The 12,828-nt window shown below is 64.1% G+C and carries 8 protein-coding genes; all 8 read right to left on the reverse strand.

Annotation, left to right across the window (positions count from 1 at the left end; genetic code table 11):
- Positions 1 to 30: 30 nt before the first annotated feature.
- Entirely contained in the window at positions 31 to 1,299 is a 1,269-nt protein-coding gene (gene urtA / locus ACSBQQ_RS11450; RefSeq protein ID WP_033646977.1) for an urea ABC transporter substrate-binding protein, read from the reverse strand.
- A gap of 39 nt (positions 1,300 to 1,338) precedes the next feature.
- Positions 1,339 to 2,049, reverse strand: a complete 711-nt coding sequence (locus ACSBQQ_RS11455) for a GntR family transcriptional regulator (RefSeq protein ID WP_049212848.1) — start codon at positions 2,047 to 2,049, stop codon at positions 1,339 to 1,341.
- Positions 2,050 to 2,063: 14 nt separating this feature from the next.
- Positions 2,064 to 5,684, reverse strand: a complete 3,621-nt coding sequence (gene uca / locus ACSBQQ_RS11460; protein WP_060428598.1) for an urea carboxylase — start codon at positions 5,682 to 5,684, stop codon at positions 2,064 to 2,066.
- 2 nt (positions 5,685 to 5,686) lie between these two features.
- Positions 5,687 to 7,516, reverse strand: coding sequence for an allophanate hydrolase (gene atzF / locus ACSBQQ_RS11465; RefSeq protein ID WP_033646985.1), 1,830 nt, complete (start codon positions 7,514 to 7,516; stop codon positions 5,687 to 5,689).
- Positions 7,517 to 7,739: 223 nt separating this feature from the next.
- The gene (locus ACSBQQ_RS11470) at positions 7,740 to 10,307 is read right to left on the reverse strand and encodes a putative mucin/carbohydrate-binding domain-containing protein (protein ID WP_060428282.1); all 2,568 of its coding nucleotides are present in this window, start codon (positions 10,305 to 10,307) and stop codon (positions 7,740 to 7,742) included.
- Between the two features lie 177 nt (positions 10,308 to 10,484).
- The gene (locus ACSBQQ_RS11475; protein WP_004939471.1) at positions 10,485 to 10,949 is read right to left on the reverse strand and encodes a DUF1456 family protein; all 465 of its coding nucleotides are present in this window, start codon (positions 10,947 to 10,949) and stop codon (positions 10,485 to 10,487) included.
- 108 nt (positions 10,950 to 11,057) lie between these two features.
- Complete coding sequence (phnE, locus tag ACSBQQ_RS11480; RefSeq protein WP_033637591.1) at positions 11,058 to 11,957, reverse strand: phosphonate ABC transporter, permease protein PhnE; 900 nt, start codon at positions 11,955 to 11,957, stop codon at positions 11,058 to 11,060.
- Complete coding sequence (gene phnE, locus ACSBQQ_RS11485) at positions 11,954 to 12,817, reverse strand: phosphonate ABC transporter, permease protein PhnE (protein WP_033637590.1); 864 nt, start codon at positions 12,815 to 12,817, stop codon at positions 11,954 to 11,956. The genes phnE (ACSBQQ_RS11480) and phnE (ACSBQQ_RS11485) overlap by 4 nt, the downstream gene beginning before the upstream one ends.
- Positions 12,818 to 12,828 lie beyond the last annotated feature (11 nt).

The following is a 12,828-nucleotide window of genomic DNA, read 5'->3' on the forward strand; positions in this document are numbered from 1 at the left end:
GGCGCTGGGCCGCGCCGGCGCTGAGTGACGTTACTTGCCGCCTTTCACCGGGTAATCCGGTTTTTTGTCGTTGCCGGCGATATACGGGCTCCACGGCTGCGCGCGCACCGGTGCCTCGGTCTGCCACACCACGTTGAACTGGCCGTTGCCCTCGATCTCGCCGATCATCACCGGCTTGTGCAGGTGGTGATTGGTCTGGTCCATGGTCAGCGTGAAGCCCGACGGCGCGGCGAAGGTTTGCCCGGCCATCGCCGCGCGCACCTTATCGACGTCAGTGGTGCCGGCCTTTTCCACCGCCTGCGCCCACATGTGGAGGCCGACGTAGGTGGCCTCCATCGGATCGTTGGTCACCGCGGTGGCGTAATTCGGCAGGTTGTGCGCCTTGGCGTAGGCTTTCCACTGGCTGACAAACTGCTTGTTGGTCGGGTTATCCAGCGATTCGAAGTAGTTCCAGGCCGCCAGGTTGCCCACCAGCGGTTTGGTGTCGATGCCGCGCAGTTCTTCCTCGCCGACCGAGAAGGCGATCACCGGCACGTCGGTGGCCTTGACGCCCTGGTTGGCCAGTTCTTTGTAGAACGGCACGTTGGAGTCGCCGTTGATGGTGGAGATCACCGCGGTGTTGCCGCCGGCGGCGAATTTTTTGATGTTGGCGACGATGGTCTGGTAATCGCTGTAGCCAAACGGCGTGTAGACCTCTTCAATATCCTTGTCCTGTACGCCTTTGCTGTGCAGGAAGGCGCGCAGGATCTTGTTGGTGGTGCGCGGATAGACGTAATCGGTGCCCAGCAGGAAGAAGCGCTTGGCGCCGCCGCCGTCCTCGCTCAGCAGGTATTCCACCGCCGGGATCGCCTGCTGGTTCGGCGCCGCGCCGGTATAGAACACGTTCGGCGACATCTCTTCGCCCTCGTATTGCACCGGGTAGAACAGCAGCCCGTTCAGCTCCTCAAACACCGGCAGCACCGACTTGCGCGACACCGAAGTCCAGCAGCCGAACACCGCCGCCACCTTGTCCTGGCTCAGCAGCTGGCGCGCCTTTTCGGCGAACAGCGGCCAGTTGGAGGCCGGATCCACCACCACCGGCTCCAGCTTTTTGCCGAGCACCCCGCCTTTGGCGTTGATCTCGTCGATGGTCATCAGCGCCACATCCTTCAGCGGCGTCTCGGAAATCGCCATGGTGCCGGAGAGCGAACTCAGAATGCCGACCTTGATGGTGTCGGCGGCCTGCGCGCTCCAGGCCAGGCCCAGGCCGAGCGCGGCGGCGGACAGCGCAAAAGCTTTGATAAAACGACGACGTTGCATAGTTCAAACTCCTGATGTGTGTGAATGAAATCAAAATCGTTACGCCGAGCGCGCCGGCTGCTGGGCCCGCGCCTGGTGCAACATGTGCAGCGTTATTTTTCGTACCTCTGCCTTGCTGACGGCGATATGCTCGCCGAGCAGCGCTTGCGCCGCCCCGCTTTGCCGCTGCAGGATCGCCTGCAAAATGGCGGCGTGTTCGCGGTAGGTGGCGTCCACCCGCGCCTGCTGGGTGAAATCCAGTCGGCGAATGATGCGGATCTTTTCGGTCAGCTCGCGGTGGATGCGCGCCATTTCGCCGTTGCCCGCCGCGGCTACCAACGCCTGATGAAACTGCTCGTCGTGCTGCGACACCACCTGGCCGTCCGCCAGACGCGGCGCTTCGGTCCAAAAACGGTTCAGCGCCGCCAGCGCGGCCGGCGTTTCCCCGGCCGGCCATTCGCACAGCCGTTTCACCGCCTCTTGTTCCAGCACGATGCGCAGGTCGTACAGCTCTTCGAAGTAGGCAAAATCGAACGGCCGCACCTGCCAGCCGCTGCGAAACAGCACCTCGACATAGCCTTCGCGCTCGAGTCGAAACAGCGCCTGACGCACCGGCGTGCGGCTGGCCGCCATGCGCTGCGCCACGTCGCTTTCGCTGAAGCGATCGCCCGGCAGCAGGCGAAACTCGAAGATGTCGGCCTTGAGCTGCAGATAAATGCGCTCCGCCAGCCCCTCCGGCCGCGCCTTGTGCTCTCCGTTGGTGATTTGCATCCTCGCCCCTCCATTCAGATCGCTTTTTCCAGCCACAGCAGGGCGTCGCCCGGCCCGACCGGCCGCCCCTGCCGGCAGCTGATGCGTTTGACGATCCCGGCGCGCGGCGCGGTGACCGCCAATTCCATCTTCATCGCCTCGACCACGATCAGCGGCTGCCCGGCCGCCACCGCCTGCCCCGGCTCCACCAGGATCTTCCACACGCTGCCGTTCAGATCGGCGCTGACCAGATCGCCGTCGATCACGTCTTCTTCAACCGGCGGCAACAGCTGCGCCTCGGCCTCGTCGTCATCGCTGCGCCAGCGCGCCACTTCGGCGTTGAACGCCTGCTGCTGGCGATGCTGGAAGTCGGCGATCGCCCCGGCGTTGTCGGCCAGGAAATCGGTGTAGGCGGCGAAGTCGAATTCGCTCTCTTCGATGCGCACCTGCATGCGCCCTTCGCGGAACGCTTCGCGCTGCTCGTCCAGTTCTTGCTCGCTGACCGGGTAGAAGCGCACCTGATCGAAGAAGCGCAGCAGCCAGGGTTCACCGGCGGTGAACTGCGGGTTTTTGAGGAATTTGTTCCAGATCGGCAGCGTGCGCCCCACCAGCTGGTAACCGCCCGGCGAATCCATGCCGTAGATGCACATGTACATGCCGCCGATGCCGACCGTCCCTTCGGCGGTGTGGGTGCGCGCCGGGTTGTATTTGGAGCTCAGCAGGCGATGGCGCGGATCGAGCGGCACCGCGCAGGGTGCGCCGAGGTAGACGTCTCCCAGCCCTAGGATCAGGTAGCTGGCGTCGAACAGGATGTCGCGCACCTGCTCGCGTCGGCTCAGGCCGTTGATACGCTGAATGAAATCGACGTTGTTCGGCAGCCAGGGCGCCGAAGCGCGCACCGTCTGCTGATAGCGATCGACCGCCCCCAGCGTGGCCGAATCCTCGAACGCCATCGGCAGCCAGACGGTGCGCGTCGGCACCTTCAGGCGGCTGACGTCCCCCAGCGCCCGTTCGCGCGCCAGCAGGCGCTGCAGCAGATCGGCCTGACTTATCAGCCGGCTGTCGTAGCGGATCTGCAGCGAACGCACGCCCGGCGCCAGCTCCGCCACGCCCGGTATCGCCTCCTGCCGCAGCGACTGCATCAGCAGATGAATGCGCAGCCGCAGCGCCAGATCGAGCACGTTGTCGCCATACTCCATCAGGATGTAGCCGTCTCCCGCCTGGCGATACGCCACCGCCGGGCGCCCTTCCGCCGCTGGCAGCGCCGCCAGCACCGCGGCGGAAACGGTATCCGCCGGGGCCAGATCCGGCGGCGGCAGGGTGATGGCCTTCACCGCCGCCAGCGCTTCGATGCTGCCGAGCTGCGCCTGTTCCAGCGACTGCGCCTGGCGAAAACCGATCGGATGGAACCGGATGCGGTCGCCCGGCTTCACCTGCCCCACTTTCCACAGCTCGGCCTTGGCGATGGTCACCGGGCAGACGAAGCCGCCGAGGCTCGGCCCGTCGCGGGTCAGGATCACCGGGAAGTCGCCGGTGAAATTGATCGCGCCGATGGCGTACTCGCAGTCGTGCACATTGGAAGGATGCAAACCGGCTTCGCCGCCGTCCTCTCTCGCCCACTCGGGCTTCGGACCCGACAGGCGCACGCCGAGGCGATTGGAGTTGTAATGCACCTGCCAGTCGGTGGCGAAGAAGGCGTCTATCGATTCGGCGGTGAAAAAGTCCGGCGCGCCGTGCGGCCCGTACAGCACGCCGATGTGCCACTGGTCGCCGTAGTGCGGGATCAGGCTGTCGTCCATCGCCTGCGGCGCGGCGATCGGCGCCGGCGTGGTGCTGGCGGCCAATTCCGGTTGAGCGATCGCCAGCATGTCCGCCACGCGCAAGGTGCGCCCGGCGTGGCCGCCGAACTGGCCGAGCGCGAAGGTGGAACGGCTGCCGAGATACACCGGCACGTCGAAGCCGTTGCGTACCGCCAGATAGGTGCGGCAACCGTGCGTGGCGCGCCCCAGCGTCAGCACCTGCCCGGCCCGCACCGCGATCGGCCGCCAGTAGGCGACCGCTTCGCCGTCCAGATCGGCCGGGCAGCTGGCACCCGTCAGCGCGATGGTGGCGTCGCAGTGAAAGCGCAGCGTCGGCCCCTGCAGGGTGAACTCCAGCCCGGCGGCCGCCGGGTGGTTGCCGACGATGCGGTTGGCCAGCCGGAACGCGAAGTCGTCCATCGGGCCGGACGGCGGCACGCCGATGTCCCAATAGCCGAGGCGGCCGGGATAGTCCTGCACGCTGCTGTAGGTGCCGGGTTGCAGCACTTCGAGGCAGTGCGGCTGGTAATGCAAATCGTCCAGCAGGCGCGTCCAAACGTCGCCGCGCTGAAATTGCGGCGTGGCGATCACCTGCCGCAGATAATCGAGGTTGGTGGCGATGCCGTGCAAACGGGTCGCCGCCAGCGCCACGCGCAGTTTTTCCAGCGCCTGCGCGCGGTCAGCGCCGTGTACGATCAGCTTGGCGATCATCGGGTCGTAAAACGCCGAGACTTCGCTGCCGGTCGCCACCCAACCGTCGAGGCGCACGTCGGCGGGGAAATGCACCTCGGTCAGCACGCCGGGGCTGGGCTGGAAGTTCTTCAGCGGATCTTCGGCGTAGAGACGCACTTCGATCGCCGCGCCCTGCGGCGCGCGTTGCAACGCCGCCCAATCCAGCGCATCGCCCGCCGCCACCTGCAGCATGCATTCGATCAGATCCAGGCCGGTGACCATCTCGGTGACCGGGTGCTCGACCTGTAAGCGGGTGTTCACTTCGAGGAAGTAAAACTCGTCGCGCGCGGCGTCGTAAATAAATTCCACGGTGCCGGCGCTGCGGTAATTCACCGATTCGCCCAGCGCCACCGCCGCCCGATGCAGCGCCTGGCGGGTCGCCGCCGGCAGGTGTGGCGCCGGGGTTTCCTCCACCACTTTTTGGTTGCGGCGCTGCAGCGAGCAGTCGCGCTCGCCGAGCGCCGCCACCCGCCCCTGGCCGTCGCCGAAAATCTGCACCTCGACGTGACGCGCCCGATCGACGAAGCGTTCGATAAACGCGCCGGCGTCGCGGAAGAACTGCTCTCCCAGCCGTTTGACGCTGTCGTACGCCTCGCGCAGCGCCGCCTCGTCGTCACAGCGCGTCAGGCCGATGCCGCCGCCGCCGGCGGTGCTTTTCAGCATCACCGGGTAGCCGATGCGCGCGGCGGCGGCAACCGCCTGCTCCACGCTCTCCAGCAAGCCGGTGCCCGGCGTCATCGGCACCCCGGCCAACGCCGCCAGCTCGCGCGCCCGGTGCTTGAGACCGAACTCGCGCATCTGCGCCGCCGTCGGGCCGATAAAGGCGATGCCCGCCGCCTCGCAGGCGTCGGCAAACTCGGCGCTCTCGGACAAAAAGCCATAGCCGGGGTAGATCGCCTGCGCGCCGGTGGCTGCCGCCGCCGCAAGGATCTTGTCGATGCTCAGGTAGCTGTCGGCGGCCTTGTCGCCGCCGAGCGCCACCGCCCTGTCGGCTTCGGTGACGTGCGGCGCATTGCGGTCGGCGTCGGAATAAACCGCCACGCTGGTGACGCCCAGGCGTTTCAGGGTGCGAATGGCGCGGCAGGCGATTTCGCCGCGGTTAGCGATCAGTACGGTAGTAAACATATTCATGCCCCCTTAACGCCGGCGAGATAGTCGCGCCAGCCGCCAAACTCGGTAATATCCGTGGCGCCTTCCAGCGCCCAGGCTTCGCAGATAAACCCCTTCACCCGCCGGCCGTCCGCCAGCAGCAGCGTGCCGATACCCAAGGGCGCCGGAATTTCCGCCACAAACTCGCCGAAACGGGCCAGCGGGATGTCCCACAGCTCAAGACGGATCGCCGCTCCCTGCGCCACACGCGCCAGCCCCGGCTTCGGCGGCTCGGTATCGGCCAGCGCGTACAGGCGGTAACAGGGAGCGGTGACGGTTTGCTCCACCCGCACCGCATCGCGCTGCGTCAGCTGGACGTTGAGCGGCATACCGCTGAGGTGAGCGCCCACTACCGCCAGACGCACGTGTCCCGAAGACGGGGCCGGCGCCGGCTGCGGCGGCAATGCCCGGCCGGTTGCCCCGAGCGGCAAGGCGCTTTGCCGTTGCCAGCGCAGGCCAAACGCCGCCAGCGCCCGGTCATGCCAGGCGGGCGCAATCAGGGTGATGCCCGCCGGCAGCCCGTCTTCGCGCAGCGGCCCCGGCAGCGCCAGCGCGCTCAGATCGGCCAGGTTGGTGAAATTGGTGTAAGTGCCGAACTGAGAATTGAACAGCACCGGCTCCTGCGCCATCTCCGCCAGGGTGCGAATAGTGGGCGCGGTCGGCACCACCAGCGCGTCGAACGGCGCCAGCCGCTGGGCGATCTGCCGCGCCAGCTCGGCACGCAGGTATTCCGCCTTGTAGGCGTCGCAGGCGCTGTAGCCCAGGCCGTTGCCGACGATGCCGCGCACCACCGGGTCGATAGCCTGCGGGCTCGCTTCCAGCACCTGCTCAATCGCCACGGTGCGCTCCGCCACCCAGGGGCCGTAATACAGCTGCTCCGCCAGGGTGCGAAACGGCGCGAAATCGAGGGGTTCCAACGTGGCGCCGCCCGCCTGCAGCTGCGCCAGCGCGCGGTGAAACGCCCGCTCGGCCTGCACGTCACCGAAAAACTCCAGCTGGGCGGGAACGGCAAAACGCGGCGCGGCGGGGATATCCGCCGGCGCGGTATGCGGATCGGGGCGGGAATACGGATCTGCTTCGTCAAAGCCGCTCGCCAGTTCCGCCACCTGCGCGGCATCGGCCACCGTCAGCGCGAAGACCGATACCGTATCGTTCAACCGGCAGGCCGGCACCACGCCGCGGTTGGACAACCGCCCTTTGGTCGGCTTCAGCCCGACGATGTTATTGAACCCGGCGGGCACGCGGCCCGAACCGGCGGTGTCGGTGCCCAGCGCGAACGGCACCAGGCCGCGCGCCACCACCGAAGCGGAGCCGGAACTGGAGCCGCCGCTGACGTAGCGGCTGTCGAAGCTGTTGACCACTGCGCCATAAGGTGAGCGGGTGCCCACCAACCCGGTAGCGAACTGGTCGAGATTGGTTTTACCGATGGCGATCGCCCCGGCGGCGCGCAGGTTGGCGACCACGGTGGCGTCCGCCGCGGCCTGATAGGTGAACGCCGGGCAGGCGGCGCTGGTCGGCCAGCCGCCGACGTCGATATTGTCTTTGATGGCGAACGGCACGCCGAACAGCGGCAGGCGGCTGAGATCGCCGGCGACTGCTTCGAGCCTCTGTGCCAGTTGCCGATACTGCCGCTCGCGCTGCGCCGGGGTGGCGAGATACAGCCAGGCGTTGTCGTCTGAATCCAAATCGGCGACCAGCGCTTCGATCGTGGCGCTGACGCAGGCGAGGCGCTCGCCCGCCGGACGGGTTTGATAATGGTGCTGCCATTCACTGAGGGTAAAACCGCACGTTTCAACAGGGTCGCTCATCGGCTGAATTCCATCTGGTACACAAGATGGGATTCAACAGAGCAACCGGCGTGCCAATTTTTAATCTCATGATTTCAATAAATTATAATTAAAACTTATGACGACGGCGGCGAATGGGCTGCACCAGCGGCGCGCAGCGGCAGAACAAAAAGAGTGCAATAAGGGGATGATGCAGAGGAAAACCGGGGCGACGACGCTCGCCGCCCCAGGAGGGGGATGTGGATCAGTCGTTGATACGTTTCAAACCGATCGAGGTAATGCAGTAGGTCTGTTGCTTGCCCTTCTCCGCCAACCGCACGTGCTGCATCTCGTTGACGATCGCCAGACGGTTGTCCGGCTCTTCATGCCGCAGATGGATCACCTCACCGCCATAACCCGACAGCGGCAGCACCCAGGTTTTAGCCGGCTGATTTTGGCTGCCGATGACGTCGTAGCTGAGCAAGGTGTTACCGTCCGCATCCGTCACGCTGAGGAAGGCGTAGCTATCGGCAAAGTAGTGGTGAGCAATCCCCGCCGACAGCGTCACGGTCACGGTTTTCTTCACCAGATCGACGGCGCCGGTCAGAAACTGGCGATCGCCGATCCCTTTGCAAACCACGGTAAACGCATTGCCGACGTTAGCGTCCGGCGGCGTATTGTCGGCGGGCAGGCAATCCCGATAGGTCGCCAACAGCGACTCGCGCTGCGGCTCGGCGAAGGCGCCGATCGCCAGATAAATATCGTCCTTGAACGACGACGACGGCGCGTAGTAGGCCGGCAGCAGGCGGCGCAAACGCTGCGCCGCCTGTTCCAGGCGCGCCAGCAGCGCTTGTTCGGGATCGCCGGGCAACGCCGGATTTTTCAGCCCGCTTTTTTCGATACGCAGCACGTTGGTTTTGTTTTTGTTGTCGATGACGCCGGCCGCCGCCGGATTCAAGCGCACCCGGCTCGGCTCCACATGGTAAATCTCGATGTCATCACCCTCGGCAAACGGCAGTTCGTCGTGACTCAACGTAGCCTGAGTGCCCTGAATCTCCTTAGTGAAGCGCACCGCGCCCTGCCGATCGCGCAGCGTCACCCGGGCATAGGTTTCACCGGGGAAGTAGGAATGCGGCGTGGTACTGGTCACGTCAACCACCACTGCGCCCTTGGCGCGATCGACGACCACGGTGGCGAAGACCGCATCGCTCAGGCCCAACAGAGCGATCTCCTGTGAAACGATCGGCGAAGCGGTTTTGCGTTCGAAGCGAAGCGTTACCGCGTTTTTCCCCTGCTTCACCGTCAGGTAACCCGCCGTCGGCCGATATTTGCGATCCTTGCCGGTCGGTAAACGCAGGGTGTACACGCCGATCGGCAACGCATTCAGGGCCAGGGTCGGCGCGTCGATACGAACCTTGTAGGCATAGCGCGCCCCTTCCATCAGCACCAGATCCTCACCGTAGATCTGCGCAAAGTCATCGATATCCAGACTCAGGGCGACATCGCCTTTCAGGCCGCTCGCCTTGAGCTGACAGGAATCGACCAGCCGCAGGGAGGAATCCAGCTTCAGCTGTGCCTGCACCGCCGGCAAACTCTGCGCATCCACCAGTTGATAGAGCGGGTACACCGCCTTGGCGTGGCTGAACGCGTTGAGATCGCGCTGCGCTTGGGTGATCACGCCGCCGGTCAACTCGACGAACGGCGTCACGTCGATTTGCTCTCCGGCCGCGGCGAAGCTTGCCGACAGCAGATCCAGCAAGGCATGTTCGGACGGCACGAAGCCCGGCGTATTGCAGCTTTGGCGATACTGCTGGTTAAAGTGCGTGAAGGCGTTCTTGCCTGCCTTGTCGACCATCAGCATCGCGAAGAACAGCTTGGAGCGCAGATCCCACTGGTTGAGCGGCGTGCCCTGAGCGATCAGATCGACGATTTTCTTCTCGACGCCGGCCGCGTTGCCGTAGTTATACAGCCACCCTTCCTGGTATTTGCGCTCTCCCAGCATCACGTCCTGATAGCAAGCGGCGTAAATATTGTTCCACATCTCACCGGTGGAGAAATATTTGTCGCCCATAAAGTGCCCCTGATAGCCGTGCGCGATCTCATGCAGGCTACCCCAGTTGCTGTCTTTCGGCGTCAGCCAGAAGCTGCTGACCGAGTTGCTGGTTTCCGCCGTCCAGCGCCCGCCGTAATACGCGGCGCCGGCGCCGTGTTTATCGGCCTTCATAAAGTAGCGGTTGCGAATATTACGATCGGATTCGTGTTCGGCCTCGAACGAAACGCCGGTCAGCGCATTGTAGAAGGTGAAAATGCGGTCATAGTAGGCGATCAGCCCGTCGATGTTTTTCGCTTCGCCCAGCGACTTCAGCGCCGGTTTACTGATTTTCGGCACCAGCAATACCGCGTATTCCGCATCGACCAGCGCAAACTCGGCGTCCCGATCGTCCCAGCGGGCGAAAAATGCGGCTTCGTTTTCGCCACGGCGATAAACCGGCAGCGCTTTCGCCGTGTCCGGATACTCGAACTCCAGCGCCGGTTCGCCCTGCCCGTACGGCGTATCGATAAACGGCACCGAAACGGCATTGACCTGGGCCTCGACCCAGCTCGCGCCGACGCTGAATTCAGCCTCCGTTTTGCTGTCGTCATTCAGCAAGCGCAGCGTGAGCTTGCCGGTAAACGCCGCGTTGGTCTGCCGCACTCGCAGCACCTGCCCGGCGGCGAGAATGATGCCCAGGTGCTGACGATCGTGATCGATGCCCTTGCTCATGCCTGCCGCATCCAGCCAGACCGGCCGGGTCAACGTGTAAAGTGATTGGGTTTTCGTGATGGTTGGCATCCTGCTTTCCTCATGGTTGGGGGGATTGAATTGACCATGAGAAAGTAACCGGAGGGGCGGCCCGTCCACCATCGATGGCGGATGGCTGAGGGCCAGTACAACAACGGCGGGCGGGAGAGCGGCAATAAAAAAGGCGCAACCTTGCGATTGCGCCTGAGGCTCGATGAACGCTGCGCGTTACTCGCCGCGAACGCGCTGCGCCAGCCCTTTGAGGAAGTAGCGCAGCATCTGATCGCCGCACGGGCGGTAGTTCTTGGTGCCTTCTTTGCGGAACAGCGCGCTCAGCTCCGGCTTGGAGATACGGAAGTCCACCGCGGTGAAGATCTGGTGCATATCGGTGTCTTTCAGCTCAAACGCCACGCGCAGCTTTTTCAGCACCAGGTTATTGGTGATCGGCAGCTCAACCGCCGGCGCCGGGAACTTGTCGTCCTTGCCGCGCTTGAAGAACACCAGGCCGTTGAGGAAGTGCGCCATCACTTCGTCCGGGCACTTCTCGTAGCCCGGCTCGCCTTCTTTGATCACGTAAGCGTCCATCGCCGACACCGCCACCTCGAAATCGTCCAGTTTAATAATCTCGACCATTTTGGCGTTGTTAATGCTCAGCATATAGCGCACGCTGCGCAGCACGTCGTTGTTCATCATGGGATTGCATTGCCTTATTTGTCTAACGGGGACGTGCGCACATTGCGAAACGAAATGACTGCCACACACCTTGAATGTGCGGCAGTATAGGGATCGGCAAGGGGTTTCTCAATCGATTTGGCTTTTTTGCTGATACAGCGGGATGTCTTCGCCGATGATGTACTTGTTGCGCAGCATCGACGAGACCTTGTCCATGATCATCACCACCACCACCAGGATCAGGGTGATGAACATCACCACGTCCCAGTTCCACAGCCGCATGTTCTCCGCGTATACCAGGCCGATGCCGCCGGCGCCGACGAAGCCCAGCACCGCCGCAGAGCGGGTGTTGGACTCGATCTGGTACAGGCTGAGCGCCAGGAAGGTGGGGAACGATTGGGTGAAGATGCCGTAGCGGTGCTTCTGCAACCCGTTGGCGCCTACCGCCGTCAGGCCACGGCTGGGGGACTTGTCCACCGCCTCGTGCCCTTCGGCGTACAGTTTGCCCAGCAGCCCGACGTCCTGCATCACGATCGCCAACACCCCGGCCAGCGGCCCCATGCCGACGGCGCGCACGAAGATAAGCCCCCAGATCGCCATGTCGATACCGCGCAGCACGTCCAGCAAGCGGCGCACCAGCACGGAGATCGGCCGCAGCAGCGGCGTCGACATCACGTTGCGTGCGGCGAAGAACGACAGCGGCAGCGCGATCAGCGACGCGGTAATGGTGCCGGCGAACACGATGGCGATGGTGATGCCGATCTGCTGGAAGTAGTACATGAACGGCCAGTTGACGAAGTCGTGCCAGACGAACATGCGCAGGAAATAGCGCCCCAGCTGCTGACAGCCGTTGATAAACTGCGGCCAGGTAATGCCGAACACCAGGAAGAAGAACACGTAATACAGCACGATCGCCAATGCTATCAGGCCGACGGTGCGCAGGTAGCGCCCCTGCTGCGCGAAGATCGCCGGATGCTGCTGTTTCAACTGGCGCAGCGTTTCCGCCGACGCCGGAGTGCCCGCTATCATTTTGCCCCCTCCACCACGCGCTTGCGCAGCTCGCCCGACACGTAGTCGAGCACGGAAACCACTACGATAATCAACAGCAGCGTCATGCTGACCTGATCGTAGCGGTCGAGTTTAATGTTGGTCATCAGCTCCTGGCCGATGCCGCCCGCCCCCACCAGCCCCAAAATGGTCGACTGGCGGAAGTTGATCTCCAGCCGCATGAAGCTGTAGGAAAGAAACACCGGTTTCACCTGCGGCCACAGGCCGAAACGCATGCGCTGCAGCGGCGTGGCGCCGCAGGCCGCCAGCCCGCGCACCGGTTTGTTGGAGGCGGTTTCGATCGATTCGTAGAACAGCTTGGTCAGGCTGCCGATAGTGTGCAGCGCCAGCGCCAGGAAGCCGGGAATGGCGCCGATGCCGAACGCCATCACGAACATCACCGCCCACGCCAGCTCCGGCATGGTGCGCAAAAACGCCACCAGCGTGCGGATCGCCAGCCGCACCGAAGCCGGGGTATAGGTGTTGCCGGCCGCCAGAAACGCCAGCACGGTCGCCACCAGCACCGAGAAAATGGTCGCCGCCAGCGCCAGCTGCAGGGTCTCCCAGATCAGCGGCAGCTGGATATTCAGGCGGTAACCCCAGTAGGCCAGCGAGCCCTCGGTGCGCCCGTCGGCGAACAGCAGAGGCCAGTGCAGCGTCGGAATGGTTTCGGCCAGGTAGTCGAAGAAGTGCGGAATAGACACCCAAACGGTGTGCAGGTTGAACTCGGCGAGGTTGCCGGCGCCCAGGTACAGCGCCACCAGCCCGAGCGACCACAGCAGCGCTTCGCGCTTTTGCTTGCTGCGGATCCGTTGGTAATAATGTGCGAAATCGGTATTCAAAAGAGGTCTTC

Origin of the sequence: Serratia sp. G204Y (assembly GCF_051172435.1) — a bacterium.
Lineage (GTDB): Bacteria > Pseudomonadota > Gammaproteobacteria > Enterobacterales > Enterobacteriaceae > Serratia > Serratia sarumanii.